General features: G+C 64.3%; 16 protein-coding genes and 1 pseudogene. 8 read left to right on the top strand and 9 right to left on the bottom strand.

Annotated features, from left to right (window positions below):
- Positions 1–122 precede the first annotated feature (122 nt).
- On the bottom strand, positions 123–1,256 hold the full coding sequence (locus tag V7E26_RS16180) for a nitronate monooxygenase (RefSeq protein WP_324417748.1): 1,134 nt from the start codon (positions 1,254–1,256) through the stop codon (positions 123–125).
- A gap of 220 nt (positions 1,257–1,476) precedes the next feature.
- On the opposite strand from V7E26_RS16180, the gene V7E26_RS16175 reads away from it, so the two are divergent.
- Entirely contained in the window at positions 1,477–3,135 is a 1,659-nt protein-coding gene (locus V7E26_RS16175) for a flavin-containing monooxygenase (RefSeq protein WP_324417746.1), read from the top strand.
- Positions 3,136–3,240: 105 nt separating this feature from the next.
- Here the strand turns inward: V7E26_RS16175 and V7E26_RS16170 are convergent, their stop codons facing one another.
- Positions 3,241–4,410: an aminotransferase class V-fold PLP-dependent enzyme gene (locus V7E26_RS16170; protein WP_324417744.1), complete on the bottom strand. Its 1,170-nt coding sequence runs from the start codon at positions 4,408–4,410 to the stop codon at positions 3,241–3,243.
- A 177-nt stretch (positions 4,411–4,587) separates the two neighbouring features.
- On the opposite strand from V7E26_RS16170, the gene yghU reads away from it, so the two are divergent.
- Positions 4,588–5,481 carry a glutathione-dependent disulfide-bond oxidoreductase gene (yghU, locus tag V7E26_RS16165; RefSeq protein ID WP_324417742.1) on the top strand — a complete coding sequence of 298 codons (894 nt, stop codon included), beginning with the start codon at positions 4,588–4,590 and terminating at the stop codon, positions 5,479–5,481.
- 5 nt (positions 5,482–5,486) lie between these two features.
- On the top strand, positions 5,487–6,239 hold the full coding sequence (locus V7E26_RS16160) for an alpha/beta fold hydrolase (protein ID WP_324417740.1): 753 nt from the start codon (positions 5,487–5,489) through the stop codon (positions 6,237–6,239).
- Positions 6,240–6,243: 4 nt separating this feature from the next.
- Here V7E26_RS16160 and V7E26_RS16155 read toward each other — a convergent pair whose 3' ends face one another.
- From V7E26_RS16155 to V7E26_RS16135, 5 genes and pseudogenes are all read right to left on the bottom strand, one after another.
- Entirely contained in the window at positions 6,244–6,729 is a 486-nt protein-coding gene (locus V7E26_RS16155) for a GFA family protein (protein WP_324417738.1), read from the bottom strand.
- Positions 6,730–6,823: 94 nt separating this feature from the next.
- A pseudogene (locus V7E26_RS16150) lies at positions 6,824–6,958 on the bottom strand (GNAT family N-acetyltransferase); the annotation flags it as partial.
- A 26-nt stretch (positions 6,959–6,984) separates the two neighbouring features.
- The gene (locus tag V7E26_RS16145; protein ID WP_324417736.1) at positions 6,985–7,602 is read right to left on the bottom strand and encodes a flavin reductase family protein; all 618 of its coding nucleotides are present in this window, start codon (positions 7,600–7,602) and stop codon (positions 6,985–6,987) included.
- Between the two features lie 141 nt (positions 7,603–7,743).
- Positions 7,744–9,018, bottom strand: a complete 1,275-nt coding sequence (locus V7E26_RS16140) for an acyl-CoA dehydrogenase family protein (protein ID WP_324417734.1) — start codon at positions 9,016–9,018, stop codon at positions 7,744–7,746.
- A gap of 233 nt (positions 9,019–9,251) precedes the next feature.
- A complete protein-coding gene (locus V7E26_RS16135; protein ID WP_324417732.1) occupies positions 9,252–9,632 on the bottom strand; it encodes a VOC family protein in 381 nt (126 codons plus the stop codon).
- A 318-nt stretch (positions 9,633–9,950) separates the two neighbouring features.
- Here V7E26_RS16135 and htpX point away from each other — a divergent pair, with 318 nt between their 5' ends.
- Complete coding sequence (htpX, locus tag V7E26_RS16130; RefSeq protein ID WP_324417730.1) at positions 9,951–10,886, top strand: zinc metalloprotease HtpX; 936 nt, start codon at positions 9,951–9,953, stop codon at positions 10,884–10,886.
- 203 nt (positions 10,887–11,089) lie between these two features.
- Here htpX and V7E26_RS16125 read toward each other — a convergent pair whose 3' ends face one another.
- A complete protein-coding gene (locus V7E26_RS16125) occupies positions 11,090–11,869 on the bottom strand; it encodes an SDR family NAD(P)-dependent oxidoreductase (RefSeq protein ID WP_324417729.1) in 780 nt (259 codons plus the stop codon).
- Positions 11,870–12,027: 158 nt separating this feature from the next.
- On the opposite strand from V7E26_RS16125, the gene V7E26_RS16120 reads away from it, so the two are divergent.
- Genes V7E26_RS16120 through V7E26_RS16110 form a run of 3 tightly spaced genes read left to right on the top strand, consistent with a single transcriptional unit; the run spans position 12,028 to position 14,234 of the window.
- Positions 12,028–12,819, top strand: a complete 792-nt coding sequence (locus V7E26_RS16120) for an enoyl-CoA hydratase/isomerase (RefSeq protein ID WP_324417727.1) — start codon at positions 12,028–12,030, stop codon at positions 12,817–12,819.
- The gene (locus V7E26_RS16115; RefSeq protein ID WP_324417725.1) at positions 12,816–13,799 is read left to right on the top strand and encodes a phosphotransferase family protein; all 984 of its coding nucleotides are present in this window, start codon (positions 12,816–12,818) and stop codon (positions 13,797–13,799) included. The genes V7E26_RS16120 and V7E26_RS16115 overlap by 4 nt, the downstream gene beginning before the upstream one ends.
- A gap of 60 nt (positions 13,800–13,859) precedes the next feature.
- A complete protein-coding gene (locus tag V7E26_RS16110) occupies positions 13,860–14,234 on the top strand; it encodes a DUF6285 domain-containing protein (protein ID WP_324417723.1) in 375 nt (124 codons plus the stop codon).
- A 118-nt stretch (positions 14,235–14,352) separates the two neighbouring features.
- On the opposite strand, the gene V7E26_RS16105 is transcribed toward V7E26_RS16110, so the two are convergent.
- Positions 14,353–15,132, bottom strand: coding sequence for an enoyl-CoA hydratase-related protein (locus V7E26_RS16105; protein WP_324417721.1), 780 nt, complete (start codon positions 15,130–15,132; stop codon positions 14,353–14,355).
- Between the two features lie 220 nt (positions 15,133–15,352).
- Here V7E26_RS16105 and V7E26_RS16100 point away from each other — a divergent pair.
- Positions 15,353–16,554: acyl-CoA dehydrogenase family protein (locus V7E26_RS16100; protein ID WP_324417719.1), on the top strand; the 1,202-nt coding region annotated here is incomplete at its 3' end.

The following is a 16,554-nucleotide window of genomic DNA, read 5'->3' as shown; positions in this document are numbered from 1 at the left end:
CATCCTGTGGAGCCGCAGAGCGGCGTCTCGAAGGATGGGCCACGGGCCGCATGGTTCGCCCGGCGATGCGAAGCATCGTCCGGAGACGGCGCTTCGCGCCTCCTCACCATGAGGGATAACTGTCACTCCTCCATCAGCATATTCATGTGCTCCACCGCATCGGCAAAATCCTCCTTGAATTCCTGCACCACGGCGCCGGCGGATTTCACGCTGTCGACGAGGCCGACGCCCTGGCCGACGAAATAGCTGACGAGGTCGCGCGCCTGGGTGTTGCCGGCGGCGGCCGCGCGATCGATCGAGTTGAAGGCGTCGCGCGAGATGATGCTCTGCAGCGGCATCGGCAGCGCGCCGGGACTGTCGGGCCCGCGGTCCCACGCATCGGTCCACACCGAGCGCAATTGTCGCGCCGGCTTGCCGGTGCGCCCCTTCGAACGCACCGCGTCGCGCGAGGAGGCCGCGATCATCTTCTCGCGGAAGATTTCCGTGGTCTCCGACTCCACCGTCGCCAGCCACACCGATCCGGTCCAGGCGCCGGCGGCGCCCATCGCCATGCAGGCCGCCATCTGCCGTCCGGTCATGATGCCGCCCGCCGCCAGCACCGGCACGTCGCTGACAGGCTTGATCGCCTTGATCACCTCGGGCACCAGCACCATGGTCGAGACCTCGCCGCAATGGCCGCCGGCTTCCGTGCCCTGCGCCACCAGAATATCGACACCGGCCGCGACCTGGCGCAGTGCGTGCTCCTTCGAGCCGACGAGTGCCGCGACCGGCACGCCATGCTTGCGGCCCATGTCGATCATCTGCTTCGGCGGCACGCCAAGCGCGTTCGCGATCAGCTTGATCGGATGACGGAACGAAACCTCGAGCACGTCGAGCGCGCGCTGCGCATCGAACGGCTGCGGCTGATTGTCGGCGACATTGGTCGTCGTCAGCTCGACGCCGTATTTCTTGAGGAGGTTGCGGGTGAAGTCGCGATGCTGCGGCGAGATCCGCGCCTCCAGGCTCTTCCAGGTGACGTCCTTCTCGCCGGCGGTGGAAATGTTCTCGGGGATCAGCACGTCGAGCCCGTAGGGCTTGCCGTCGGTGTGATCGTCGATCCATTTCAGTTCCTGCTCGATGGTTTCAGGCGAATGCGCGGTTGCGCCCAGCACGCCGAACCCGCCGGCGCGGCTGACGGCGGCGACCACGTCGCGGCAATGGCTGAAAGCCAGCAGCGGAAACTCGATGCCCAACATGTCGCAGATCGGCGATTTCATCGCGTGTCCTCCCGGCGCTGCATTACAGGTTACTGCTCGTCCCTGCGCAAGACGCTAGCCCATCGAAGGCTTGGATGCCAAGCGGCGTCGCGCTCGCCGGGAGCGAACATTCCACCTTACAAAATATGCAAAGCCAACCCGCCGATTTGCGTCTTGCGCTTTGGCGCTGCGGATAGAATGCTGCTGCGAAATCAGAGAGAATAACAGGGAGCCCGCCTTTATGTCCGCTTCGTCTTCCGTTACCGCCAAATCCGCCGCCAGCACCGATGTCGTCGTGGTCGGCGCCGGGTTTGCCGGCCTGTACATGCTGCACCGGCTGCGCGGGCAGGGGATGACGGCGCGGGTCTTCGAGCAGGGCTCGGGCGTCGGCGGCACCTGGTACTGGAACCGCTATCCCGGCGCGCGCTGCGACGTCGAGAGCATGCAATATTCCTATTCGTTCTCCGACGAACTGCAGCAGGAATGGGACTGGAGCGAGCGCTACGCGCCACAGCCGGAGATCCTGAAATACGCCAATCACGTCGCCGACCGCTTCGATCTGCGCAAGGACATCCAGTTCAATACCCGCGTCGAGCGCGCCGTCTTCGATGAAGCCGCCAACCTCTGGTCGGTCACGACATCGGACGGCAAGACGGTGACCGCACAATTCGTCGTGCTCGCCACCGGTTGTCTGTCGAACGCACGGATGCCTGATATCAACGGCCTCGATGAGTTTAAAGGCAAGGTCTATCACACCGGGCACTGGCCGCATGAAGCGGTCGATTTCACCGGGCAGCGCGTCGGAATCATCGGCACGGGATCATCGGGCATTCAGTCGGTGCCTGTGATTGCCGAACAGGCGAGCCATCTCACGGTGTTCCAGCGCACCGCGAATTTTTCGATTCCCGCCCGCAACGCGCCGCTGACGCAGGCGGAGCGCAAGAAGTTTCGCGACAACTACCCCGAGATCAGGCGATTTGCCCGCGAGACGGCGCGGAACGGCATCTACACCGAGTTGCCGGACCGTGGCGCGCTCGACGACGGCGACAACGAGCGCCGCACGAAATACGAGGCGCGCTGGAGCCGCGGCGGGCTCACCTTCATGTCGGTCTACAACAATCTCGGGCTCGACAAGGCAGCCAATGATACGGCCGCCAACTTCGTCCGCGAAAAGATCGCCGAGATTGTCGACGATCCGGCGACAGCAAAACTCCTGCAGCCGGACAGTCATCCGATCGGCTCCAAGCGCATCTGCATCGACACCGACTATTTCGCGACCTTCAACCGTCCGAACGTGACGCTGGTCGACATCAAATCCAATCCGATCGAAGCGATCACCGGGAATGCCGTGCGCGTCGGGGCTAAGGATTACGAGGTCGATGCGCTGGTGCTGGCGACCGGCTTTGATGCGATGACGGGATCGGTGGCGAAGATCGACATCAAGGGCAGGGGCGGCCAGACGCTGAACCGGAAATGGGCGGCCGGCCCGCGCACCTATCTCGGCCTGATGAGTGCTGGCTTTCCCAATCTCTTCGTCATCACCGGTCCCGGCAGCCCGTCGGTGCTGTCGAACATGATCGTCTCGATCGAGCAGCATGTCGACTGGATCGCCGATTGCCTCGCCTACATGCGCGATCGCGGGCTCGCGGCCATGGAAGCTTCGGTCGATGCCGAGGACAAATGGGTCGACCACGTCAACGACGTCGCCAGCACCACGCTCTATCCGCAGGCCAATTCCTGGTACATGGGCGCCAACGTGCCGGGCAAGCCGCGCATCTTCATGCCCTATATCGGCGGCGTCGGCCCCTACCGGCAGATCTGCAACGACGTCGCCGCCAGGGGCTATGAGGGCTTTGTGATGGAGCGTACCGAGGCGCCGCGCAAGGCGGCGGCTTCTTGATCACCGTCATTGCGAGCCAACGGGTCGGCGCGTAGCGCGGCCCGATGACAGGCTCCGCGAAGCAATCCATCTTGCCGCGTAAAGAAAGAATGGATTGCTTCGTCGCTACGCTCCTCGCAATGACGGACCGCGCAACCTCCTGCCCAACACCTCGACGAACCAATCGACGTCCGCCTCGTCATTATAGACGTGGGGCGAGATGCGCATGCGCCCGAGACGTTGCGCGACATGGACGCCGTCGCTCGCCAATCCCTCAACGAGCCCGGCCGGCATTCCGCCCTCGAAAGCGAGGCTCAATACATGCGGCGCGCGCAGGTCGGCCGGGGGAATGCCGACCCCGAGGCCGCGCACGCCGTCCGCGATCCGCTCCGTCAGCATGGCGAGACGCTGCACGACGGCAGGCGTGCCCCAACCGGCCATCATCTCCATGCCGATCGAGGCCATCTCCATCGATATGAAATGGTCGCGCTCGCCCATGTCGAAGCGCCGCGCATCGGGCACGTAGTTGATGTCGGAGAAATAGACCGCGTTCTCGGCGCGCACGTTGCGGCGGCCGGATGCGGTCTGTTCAAGCGGGTTTCCGCCGTGATGGCGTTTTGCGACGTAGAGGAAGGCGCGGCCGTAGGGGCCGAGCAGCCATTTGTAGGTCGGGAAGATCACGAAATCCGGGTCGAGCCGCTTGACGTCGGTGGTGAGGACTCCGGTGCTGTGCGTCGCGTCGATCAGGAAAGCCGCGCCCTGCTTCCGGAGTGCCGTGCCGACCTTGTCGACATCGATTAACCCGCCGTCGGACCAGTGCACCGATGAGATCGAAGCCAGGCTCACCGGTGGGGCGCCGGATCGTTCGATCGAGGCAAGCACCGCCGAGGTCCAGTCGCCGTCGTCGGGCTGCCGCACCGTCTCGACGGCAAAACCTTCCGCCTCGGCCCGCGTCAGCCATTCCAGCACCGGCGAGGAATGATCGTTCTCCAGCACGATCACGCGCGTGCCACGGCGGATCGGCAATATCTTCGCGGCGGTCGCGACGCCGTAACTGATCGAGGGGATCAGCGCGATATCGGAAGCCTCGGCATTGATCAGCCGGGCGGCCGCATTCCGCGCCCGTTCATGCTGCTGGTTGGCGAAGGACGCTTCGAGCGTCCACGGCGCGCCCTTACGCCCGACCGCGGCACGGCCGGCTTCCAGGGTCCTTAGCGGCAACGGGCTGTAGGAGGCGGCATTGAGATAGCAGATCTCGCGCGGTATCTCGAACGCGGCACGCTGTGATGGCAGCATTTGGATGGTCTCTTGAGCGATGACGCATCCATTATGGCCGATCGCGGCAACGCCAGCCACAGCAGCATTGCTCCGAGGGCGCCACTGGCCGGAAGTGCATTGCTCCCCTGATTTTTGCTTGCTTCTTGTTTGGCAGCGGCGCTGATACCAAGCCGTGCCACGCCCGGAGCCATCAGAATGACCGACGCCCCCGCCGATACGTCCAACGAATATGTCCCGCCCAAAGTCTGGACCTGGAATAAGGCCAGCGGCGGCCGGTTCGCCAGCATCAACCGTCCGATCGCGGGCGCGACGCATGACGCCGAACTGCCGGTCGGCCGCCATCCGTTCCAGCTCTACTCGCTGGCGACACCCAACGGCGTCAAGGTCACCGTGATGTTCGAGGAGCTTCTCGCCGCCGGCCACAGCGGTGCGGAATACGACGCCTGGCTGATCAGGATCGACGGCAACCAGTTCGGCAGCGGCTTTGTCGCCGTCAATCCGAACTCGAAGATCCCGGCGCTGATGGATCGCAGCGGGCCGGAGCCGATCCGCGTGTTCGAGTCGGGCGCGATCCTGGTGCATCTTGCGGAAAAGTTCGGCGCGTTCCTGCCGTCAGGCGGTGCCGCGCGCGCCGAATGCCTGTCCTGGCTGTTCTGGCAGATGGGCAGCGCGCCGTTCCTCGGCGGCGGTTTCGGCCATTTCTATGCCTACGCGCCGACCAGGATCGAATACGCCATCGACCGCTACGCCATGGAGGTGAAGCGCCAGCTCGACGTGCTCGACCGGCGCCTGGCGGACAACGAATTTCTCGCCGGCAAGGACTACACCATCGCCGACATGGCGACCTGGCCATGGTACGGCGCGCTGGCCAAGGGGCTGGTCTATGGCGCGGGCGAATTCCTCTCGGTGCAGGACTACAAGAACGTGCAGCGCTGGACCGATGCGATCGCCAAACGCCCCGCCGTGAAGCGCGGCCGCATGGTCAACCGCATCTCCGGCGATCCGGCCAGCCAGCTGCACGAGCGGCATGACGCCGGCGATTTCGATACGAAGACGCAGGACAAGATCGGCGAGGCCGCGCAGGGGTAGGCATCATGAGCTTCTTCGAAAAAGGCGCGGTCCGCATCCACTACGAAGAGGCCGGTGCGGGCTATCCGCTGCTCCTGATCGCGGGCGGCGGATTGAACTCGAACATCACGCGCATCACCGGCGATTACCCGCCGTTCCACGCCTTCAAGGAGTTCGGCAACGAGTATCGCTGCATTGCCTACGATCTGCGCAACGCGCCGCCGGGCCAATCGACTGGCCCGCTCGAGATCGACCGGCCCTGGGATTCCCATACCGACGACCAGCTCGCGCTGATGGACCATCTTGGCTTCAAAAAATTCATGGTGCTCGGCTTCTGCATCGGCGGGCCCCTGATCTGGAATCTGATCAAGCGGGCGCCCGATCGCGTCACCGCCGCCGTGCTCGCGATGCCCTCAGGCTCGCGCCCCGAGATGCGCGACCTCTTCTACAACAACAACATCAAGGACTGGGCGCCCCAGCTCACCGCGCGCCGGCCCGACATCACGATGGAGCAGGCCGAGAAATACCTGACCAGGATGTACCGCACCGATCCGGATTTCGTCTTCACGGTGACGCGCGATTTCGTTCGCCAGTGCCAGACGCCGGTCCTGATCCTGCCTGACGATATCCCGGCGCATCCTTATGCAGTGGCGATGGAGAGCGCGATGCTGGCGCCGAACGCGGAAGTCAGCCTGTTCCCGTGGAAGGAGCCGAAGGAGCGGGTGCCGCTCGCGGTTCGCCAGATCCGCTCGTTCCTCCGCGCGCACCGTCCGGCCTAGGAGTTCAATCCGGCAACTTCTCTCCGGAGCCGCCGAGGTCCGCGGGGAAGTCGGCATATTTTGGCAGGCCGTCCCTGACCGACAGCGTCTTGCTTGCGTAGTTCACATGCAGCGTCGGCTGGTGCGTGTATCCGCGCAACAGATTGGCGTAGACATCGGTCAGCCGCATGCGCGGGTGCTCGGTCATGACATGGCCGCCGCACAGCTTGCAGAATTTCCGGTAGGAGTTTTCGGTCTTGTTATAGGTGGCGATGTCAGACGCGCCCTTGACGACGCGCACGTCGGCGGACTTCCACAGGCTGAAGGCATTGACCGGCGCGGCCGACCATGCCTGGCAGTCCGCGCAATGACAGTATCCGGCGAAAACCGGCGCGCCCGTTGCCTCCACTTCGACCGCGCCGCAGAAACAGCCCGCTCTGTAGGTCGCGGCGTTGGTTTCCGTTACCTGGCCGGGCGCCAGCAGATCGTTGTACTCGGCGTGCTTGGACATGAAATTCCGGATGAAATCGCATTCGACCGTCAGCTTGCGCCCGTACCGCGTCCAGCGTCGCGCGCGCCAGCTTTGAGCCGACGCCCTTGCCGCCGAGTTCAGGCGGCACCTCGGTGTGAACCAGCGTGATCGCGCCTGGGGATTTCCGGTAGGTGACGAAGGCGGTGTGCCCTTCGACGTCGAGTTCAAACCGATCGCGGGCTTCGTTGTCGCGGAAGTTGTCTGCCATGGCGTCCTCTTCCTCCCGGTGTCAGTTCAGCGCGCGACCGCTCCCTCGGCGGGCGGAAACACCACGCGGTCATCGGTCCGGCAATAGCGGTCGGCGAACATGCGGCCGATCGGATGATAGCGGTCCATGTGCACGCGCATCGCGGCGTGGTCCCACAATTCGTCGCGGATGTGGAAGTTGATGCCTTCGCCCATCACCAGGAGGCGATCGCCGTTGACGTCGATCTCCTTCCACGTCCTGCACTCCATCGCGAACGGCGCATCGGCCAGCCGCGGCACGCCGATTTTCGTCGACGGCACCAGCTTCAGGTTCAGGTAATCGGGTTCGCCGATATCGGGCGGAAAGTCGCCGCTGCTGTCGTGCATCGCCTTTGCCAGCGGCTCGTCGGTCATGTTGACGACGAACTCGGCCGTTCGGCGGATATTGATCACGGTATCCTTGACCCGGCCGTCGGGCCGCAGATTGGCGGCGAACATGCACAGCGGCGGGTCTTCGCAGAACACGTTGAAGAAGCTGAACGGCGCGGCGTTGACCACGCCGGTCGCGCCGATCGTCGTCACCCACGCGATCGGCCGCGGCAGCACGAAGGAGGTGAGCACCTTGTAGCGCTCGCGGGGTTTGAGGTCGCCGGGGGCGTATTGCATGGGGAGAACTCGCGGGTGAGGGCGGCTTGCGCCGTCATTGCGAACGAAGCGAAGCAATCCATGGCGCGGCATATGTCGGCATGGATTGCTTCGTCGCTTCGCTCCTCGCAATGACGGCTACGTTGGCGCTACGAATTACGCCTACGGCATGCTCAGTTCGTGTCGTCCGACCACCATCCAGTGCACCTCGTCCGGACCGTCGGCGAAACGGAGGTGACGGACGTCCTGGTACATCTCGCCGAGCGGGCTCCAGTGCGAGATGCCGGTGGCGCCGTGCATCTGGATCGCCTGGTCGATGATCTTGCAGGTGCGCTCCGGCACCATGGCCTTGACCATGCTGACCCAGATCCGCGCTTCCTTGTTGCCGAGCACGTCCATCGCCTTGGCGGCCTTGAGCACCATCAGCCGCATCGCCTCGATCTCGCAGCGCGCCTGCGCGATGATCTGCATGTTGCCGCCGAGATGGGCGATCTTCTTGCCGAAGGCTTCGCGGGTGAGGCCGCGCTGCACCATCAGGTCGAGCGCCTTTTCCGCCTTGCCGATGGTGCGCATGCAGTGATGGATGCGGCCGGGTCCGAGGCGGACCTGCGAGATCTCGAAGCCGCGGCCTTCGCCGAGCAGCATGTTCTCCTTCGGCACCCGGCAATTGTTGAAGCGCAGGTGCATGTGGCCGCGCGGTGCGTGGTCGTGGCCGAACACGTGCATCGGTCCGAGGATTTCCACGCCGGGCGTGTCGATGGGCACCAGGATCTGCGACTGCTGCTTGCTCGGCGGCGCATCGGGATTGGTCTTCACCATCACGATCATGATCTTGCAGCGCGGATCGCCGGCGCCGGAGATGTAGTATTTCTCGCCGTTGATCACCCATTCGTCGCCGACGAGTTTTGCCGTGGTCGAAATGTTCTTGGCGTCCGACGAAGCCACATTCGGTTCGGTCATCGCATAGGCCGAGCGGATTTCGCCTGCCAGCAGCGGCTTCAGCCACTTCTCCTTCTGCGCCTTGGTGCCGACGCGCTCCAGCACTTCCATGTTGCCGGTATCGGGCGCGGAGCAGTTCATGGTTTCCGAGGCCATCGGATTCTTGGCGAGCTCGACCGCGATATAGGCGTAATCGAGGTTCTTCAGGCCATCGCCGGTTTCGGCGTCGGGCAGGAAGAAGTTCCACAGGCCTTCTTCCTTGGCCTTGTCCTTGGCCTTCTGCAGCACCGCGAGCTGTTCCGGCGTAAAGCTCCAGCGGTCCTTCTTGGCTTCGCCAAGCCGCATGAATTCGACCGACATCGGGTCGACCGTCTCGCGGATGAACTTCTTGACGTGCTCATACAGCGGACGAACCGCGTCCGACATGCGCAAATCGTTCAGTTCTTCGCCTGGATTGAGGTTGTAGGTCGTCGTTCGCGGGATATAGGCGTGTTTCATGGATATTCCTCCCATTTGCGCAGGCATCGTTGGTCCTGCGGGCGCGCACTCGGCTCGTTGGCCGGCACTGTAGACGGCGGGGAGGGACTTGCACAAGCGAGGGCGAGGCGGTCGCGATTTTCCGTCTCATGGCAAGTTTGATTGGCAGGTTTGATTGGCAAGTATGATTGAGCGACCCTCATGACGAGGAGAGGCGGCAAAGACGCCGCCTCTCCGGATGAGGTCTGATACTTCTACGCCGGAATCCGGTGCATCGCGCAGATCTTGTTGCCGTCGAGATCGCGCAGATAGGCCAGATAGAGCTTGCCGCCCGCACCTTCGCGAACGCCCGGCGGGTTTTCGCAGGTGGTGCCGCCATTGGCGAGGCCGGCCGCGTGAAAGGCTTCGGCCTGTTCGGGTGAATCAGCCGCAAAGCCGATGGTGCCGCCATTCGCAGGCGTCGCCGACTGGCCGTTGATCGGTTTCGTTACCGAGAACACGCCGGTCTTGGTGAAATAGAAAATGCGGTGGCCGTCGACCTTGGCCGGCCGCACGCCGAGCGTGCCGAGCAGGGCGTCATAGAACACCTTGGCCTTGTCGAGGTCGTTGGTGCCGATCATCACGTGCGAAAACATCCTTAGCTTCCTCCTGTTTTCTTGACGAGCAGCCGCGATTGCCAGCTTTGGCTGGTGCACGGAACAGCCCCGTGCGGTGCTCATTGTGACAATGTAGACGGCGGTGTCGGCGTTGTACAAGCGGGCGGGCGGCAACCGGCGGGAGTCCGGAGGTCGCCTGAGCCGACGGATTACGCTTCCGTAACCCGTCCCGGGAGCTGGTTTTCAGGCCAAACGCGTCGCCTCGACGCACCACGGCATCTTGCGGCGCCGCCCGGGCAGTTCTTACCTCAGGGGATGCCGGCCACGGCCTTTCGGCGGGCGGCAGGGGAGACCACGATGAGCTATTTCAAGACTGCCATTCTGCTGGCCGGTCTTACCGGCCTCTTCATGGGCGTCGGCTATCTGATCGGCGGCGGCAGCGGCGCCTTGATCGCACTCCTGATCGCCGCCGCGACCAATGTCTTCGCCTACTGGAATTCGGACCGCATGGTGCTGTCGATGTACGGCGCCCATGAGGTTGACCGCAACAGTGCGCCCGATCTCGTCCACCTCGTGGCCGAGTTGGCGGGGCGCGCCGGCCTGCCGATGCCGCGCGTGTTCGTGATGGACGAGGCGCAGCCCAATGCGTTCGCCACCGGTCGCAACCCGCAGAACGCGGCCGTTGCCGTGACCACGGGCCTGATGCAGCAGCTCAGCCGCGAGGAACTCGCCGGCGTGATCGCGCACGAGCTCGCCCACGTCAAAAACCACGACACGCTGTTGATGACCGTCACCGCGACCATCGCCGGCGCGATCTCGATGCTGGCGCAGTTCGGCATGTTCTTCGGCGGCAATCGCAACAACAACGGCCCGGGTGTCATCGGCTCGATTGCGATGATGATCCTGGCGCCGCTCGGCGCCATGCTGGTGCAGATGGCGATCAGCCGGACCCGCGAATACGCCGCCGACGATCTCGGCGCGCGCATCTGCGGCCAGCCGATGTGGCTGGCGTCGGCGCTCGCGAAAATCGCCAGCGCGGCGCATCAGGTGCCGAACATGGAAGCGGAGCGCAATCCGGCCACCGCGCACATGTTCATCATCAACCCGCTGTCGGGCCAGGGCATGGACAATCTGTTCACGACGCACCCCGCGACCGAGAACCGCATCGCCGCCCTGCAGCAGCTCGCGGCACAGATGGGCGCGCAAGGCGGAACGCTTTCCATGAACAGCCGCGGCAACTATCCGCGCCGCAGCCCGTGGGGCCGGCCCGCCTCGCGCGGACCGTGGGGGTAGTCCGAAGCGCGGTGCCGTAGGCCGCGCGAGATCGCAGCGTCATGTTCAGTTGTCATCGTCCGCCTTGTGCGCGATTGCGCACTGGGGCGGACGATCCAGTATTCCAGAGACGCCAATGATCGAACCGAGAAGCCGCGGCGTACTGGATGCCCCGCCTTCGCGGGGCATGACAAGTCTTGGTGTGGTCGCGACGCCGCCACACGCTAGAACGCCGTATATCCGCCATCGATCACGAAACAATCCGCCGTATGATACGACGATGCCTTGCTCATGATGTACACGGCGATGCCGCCGAAATCCGCAGGTTCGCCGAAGCGGCGCACCGGAATGCGCGGCATCACGTTGGCGACGAACTTGTCGTTGGCCATGATGCCCGCGGTCATGTCGCTCTTGATCCAGCCGGGCAGGATCGCGTTGGCGGTGACGCCGTGGCGCGCGAGTTCGACCGCGAGCGCGCGGCACAGCGCGTTCAGCGCCGCCTTGGTGCCGGCATAGTGCTCGTTGCGGGCGGTGCCGAACAGCGAGGCGAGGCTGGAGGTCGCGACCAGCCGGCCGAACTTGTCGCCGGCCTCGGCACGCTCGGTCATGTGGCGGGCCGCGACCTGGAAGACGTGGAAGACGCCGTCGAGATTGGTCGCAAACATGCGCCGCCATTCCTCCTCGGTGCGGTCGATGAAGGCGCGCCGTCCGCCGCCGCCGATGCCGGCATTGGCAAAGCAGCCGTCGACGCGGCCGAAGGTATCCAGGGTCGCCTGCATCGCAGCTTTCACGGAAGTCGGATCGGAGACGTCGCAGACCTGCGTATGCACCTTGCCGGGTCCGGCCAACAGGGTCGCGGCAGCCTTGCTGTTCTTCTCGCCGTTGCGGCCCCAGATCGAGACGCTGCAGCCCTGTGCGTTCAATGCCTGCGCGATGCCGAGGCCGATGCCGCCATTGCCGCCGGTGATGACGGCGGTGCGGCCGGTGAGGTCGAAGATGCTCATGGGATGTCCATTTGTTTGGGAACAGATTTGCGCCCGGTGGTGGGCAGATGTTCTGGCGCAAGCATGGACAACGCCGTCCAGAAAATCAAATATGGGCGCGACATCATCGGTTCTTCCGCGCAGCGAAATAGCGCGTAAACACAAGTCATGAGGAAGCAATGCAGTTCAAGCACGCCACGCTCGATTTCGACGGCCCGGTCGCCATTCTCAAGCTCGACCACCAGGAGGTCATGAACGCAGTCTCCATGGACATGCTGGGCGGTCTCGGCGAGGCGCTCGACGCGATCGACGACAAGCGCGACGAGGTGCGCTGCCTCGTGCTGACAGGGGCGGGGCGCGCGTTCTGCACCGGCGCCAATCTGCAGGGCCGCAACAACCAGAAATCAGGCAAGAGCAATGCCGGCCATTCGCTGGAAATCGGCTTCCACCCGTTCCTGCGGCGGCTGCGCCGGCTGCACTGCCCGATCGTCACCGCCGTGAACGGACCCGCCGCCGGCGCCGGCATGAGCTTCGCGCTGATGGGCGACATGATCCTGTGCGCGCGCTCGTCCTACTTCCTGCAGGCATTCCGCCGCATCGGCCTGGTGCCGGACTGCGGCTCGACCTGGCTGCTGCCCCGCATGATCGGCAAGGCGCGCTCGGTTGAATTGTCGCTGATGGGTGAGCGGCTGCCGGCCGAGAAGGCGCTGGAATGGGGCCTCGTCAACCGCGTCTATGACGATGCGGTGTTGATGGAAGAGACGATGAAGCTGGCGCACGACCTCGCCAACGGCCCCACGGTCGCGCTGTCCCTGATCCGCAAGCTCTATTGGGACAGCCCGGAGAATTCGTTCGAGGAGCAGCTCAATCTCGAATTCGAATCGCAGCGCATCGCGGGCGCGGCGGAGGATTTCAAGGAAGGCGTCACCGCGTTCCTCGAGAAGCGTCCGGCCAAGTTCAAGGGCAAATGATCGAGGATCAACTCGGACGCTGCGTCGCCTCCTGGTATCCGGGAGCGACCGGCGTCACCGGCGCCGCAAAGCTTTCCGGCGGCGCCAGCCAGGAAACCTGGACCTTCGACATCGTTCACCCCAGCGGTAATGTCGGCGCAATCCTGCGCCGCGCGCCGCCGGGTTATGGCGCTTCGCCCGGCCGGGCGGCAGGCCTCGATGCGGAAGCGGTGCTGATGCAGCTCGCGCACGACGCCGGCCTGCCGTCGCCGCGCGTGATGCATGTGCTGAAGGCGGAGGACGAACTCGGCCGCGGCTTCATCATGCAGCGGATCGAGGGCGAGACCATCGCGCGCAAGATTTTGCGCGATGAACAATTCGCACGCGCGCGGCCGATATTGGCGCGGCAGCTCGGCCACGTCATCGCCGGCATCCACGGGCTGCCGGCGGCGAAACTGCCCAGGCTGCGCGAGATGAACGCCACCAAGGAAATCGCCGACCTCGATCGGGAATACCGCGGCTTCAACTGGCCGCGCCCGGTATTCGAGCTGGCGCTGCGCTGGCTGCGCGAGCGCGACCCCGGACCGTCGCAGGAGGTGACGCTGGTGCATGGCGATTTCCGCCACGGCAACCTGATCATCGGCCCCGACGGCGTTCGCGCGGTGCTCGACTGGGAACTCGCGCATTTCGGAGACCCGATGGAAGACCTGGGCTGGATCTGCGTCAACTCCTGGCGCTTCGGCGAGATCGACAAGCCGGTCGGCGGTTTCGGCACACGCGAGGAAATGTTCGCCGGCTACGAGGAAACCGGCCGCAAGGTCGATGCTGACCGCGTGATGTTCTGGGAAGTGATGGGCACGCTGCGCTGGGGCATCATGTGCTGCGGCATGATGCAGCGCTTCCGCCAGGGCCCCGACCATTCGATGGAACGCGCCATGATCGGCCGCCGCTCCTCGGAGACCGAGATTGATCTGCTGCGGCTGCTTGCTCCGCGCGCATGATCCCGAAAAGTGGAGGCCGGTTTTCGGAAAAGATCATGCGCAAAAATAGGGGTGGATAGATTGCAGGACGAACCAACGGTCACCGAACTGATCAAGGCGGTCGCGGATTTCCTCCGCAACGAGATCGTGCCGGAGATCAAGGGCCACAACGCCTTCAAGCTCCGCGTCGGCATCAACGCGCTGGACCTCGTCACCCGGCAATTGACGCTGGCGCAGGAGAGCGATGCGGCGGAGGCGGCGCGGCTGAAGCAGTTGCTCGGTATCGACGGCGCGCTGATCGATCTCAATCGCGCGCTGTCGGCGAAGATCGCAGCGGGCGAAGTCGATCTGCAGACGCCGGGGTTGGCCGAACATCTCTGGCAGACCACGATGGACAAGCTCGCGGTCGATCAGCCGAATTACGCATCATACAAGAGGGAATTGGGGAATAAGTAGCTTGGTCGACAATCTCGCCCCGTCATTGCGAGCGAAGCGAAGCAATCCATCTATCCCCGTGCTGAGGCATGGATTGCTTCGCTGCGCTCGCAATGACAGGGATAGAGTGCCGCGATCCCTACCGCCCCAGCCACTTCGGCGGACGCTTTTCCGAAAACGCCTTCGGCCCCTCGATGTAATCCTGCGAGGCCGCCATCGCCTTCACCGCCGGATATTCGCGCTGCTCGGCCATTGCCTTTTCCAGCGACCCTTCGAGGCCGCGCTGGATCGCCTGCTTGGAGGCGCGGATCGACATCGGCGAGTTCTTGGCAATCGTCTCGGCCCAGCGCTCGGCGGCCGCCAGCGCTTCGCCCTGCGGAACCACCTCGTTGACAAAACCGAGTTCGAGCCCCTCCCTGGCGGAGACGTGGCGCGCGGTGAGGATCATGCCCATGGCGCGCTTCAGCCCGATCTGCCGCGGCAGGCGGTGCACGCCACCGGCCAGCGCGGCGAGGCCGACGCGCGGCTCGGGCAGGGCAAACGTGGCATTCTCGGACGCAATGATGAGGTCGCAGGCCAGCGCGATCTCAAAGCCGCCGCCCATCGCGACACCGTTGACGGCGGCGATGATCGGCTTGTCGCAGTCGAAGCGCGAGGTGAGGCCGGCAAATCCGCCCTTGTCCCAGCCGCGCTTGCCGCCCGCCGCCTGCCATTTCAGGTCGTTGCCGGCGCAGAACGCCTTGTCGCCCGCGCCGGTGACGATCGCCACCCACTGCTCGGGATCGGCGGAGAAATCGTCGAATACCTTGTTGAGTTCGAAATGCGCGTCGATATGCAACGCATTGTACACTTCGGGCCGCGACAGCGTAACGATCGTGATCGGCCCCTTGCGCGTCACCTTGGAGAATTTCAGGTCCATGTTGGCTCCCATGTCGATTTTCTGCCGAGAACAATATTGGCCGCGATCATAGCGCGAGGCGCGTGTCCGAAACCATCCAATTACGCAACGCGACCTTGCGTGCCAAGGCCGCTTCCGTTGCTTGACTTGAGCGCGGTCTTCTCAGCTAAATCGATCCCAGCAGGAGCGCTCCGTAGCGCCTAAACGCAAAAGCAATAACGACATTTCCGGGAGAACCGCCTTGGATTTCAACCTGCCTGCCGACCTCGTTGCCTATCTCGATGAACTCGACCGCTTCATTGCGCGCGAGATCAAGCCGCTGGAGGAAGCCGACGACAATATCCGCTTCTTCGATCATCGCCGCGAATGGGCGCGCACCGATTTCGAGAACGGCGGCCTGCCGCGGCATGAATGGGAAGTGCTGCTGCGCAAGGCCAAGAACCTCGCCGACGCCGCCGGTCATCTGCGCTTCGCGATCCCGAAGCGCTACGGCGGCAAGGATGGTTCCAACCTCTGGATGGCCGTCATCCGCGAGCATTTCGCTTCCAAGGGCCTCGGCCTGCACAACGATCTGCAGAACGAGCATTCGATCGTCGGCAATCTGCCTGTTGTCACCATGCTCGACCGCTACGGCACCGAAGAACAGAAGGCGATGATCGACGGCTCGATTACGGGCAAGTACCGCATCACCTTCGGCCTGACCGAGCCCAACCATGGCTCGGATGCGACCCATATGGAGACGAGGGCCGTCCAGGCGGCGCGCGACAACGTCAAGGGCTGGGTCATCAACGGCGAGAAGATGTGGACGACCGGCATGCACGTCGCCACCCATTGCGCGCTGTTCGCACGCACCTCGGGCAATGACGGCGACGCGCGCGGCATTACCTGCTTCCTGGTGCCCGCCAAGAGCCTCGGCGTGAAGGTCGAGGAGTACATGTGGACCTTCAACATGCCGACCGATCATCCGCGCGTCAGCTTCACCGACGTGTTCGTGCCTGACGATGCGCAGTTCGGCGAAGTCGGCCGCGGCCTGTCGCTGGCGCAGTGTTTCGTGCACGAGAACCGGATCAGGCAGGCCGCAAGCTCGCTCGGCGCGGCCGTCTACTGCATCAACGAAAGCGTCAAATACGCCCGCGAGCGCAAGCCGTTCGGCAAGGCGCTGGCCGAAAACCAGGCGATCCAGTGGCCGCTGGTGGAACTGGCGACGCAGGCGGAGATGCTGCGGCTATTGATCCGCAAGACCGCGTGGGAGATGGACCAGCTCACCCAGGCCCAGGTCGAGCACACGCTCTCCGACCGCGTCTCGATGTGCAACTACTGGGCAAACCGTCTCTGCTGCGAGGCCGCCGACCGCGCCATGCAGGTGCATGGCGGCATGGGCTATTCGCGCCACAAGCCGTTCGAGCACATCTACCGCCACCACCGCCGCTACCGCATCACCGA

Source organism: Bradyrhizobium sp. (assembly GCF_036735945.1).
Taxonomy (GTDB): Bacteria; Pseudomonadota; Alphaproteobacteria; order Rhizobiales; family Xanthobacteraceae; genus Bradyrhizobium.
The sequence above is the reverse complement of the archived record's forward strand: the minus strand, read 5'-3'. Positions and strand labels throughout refer to the sequence as shown.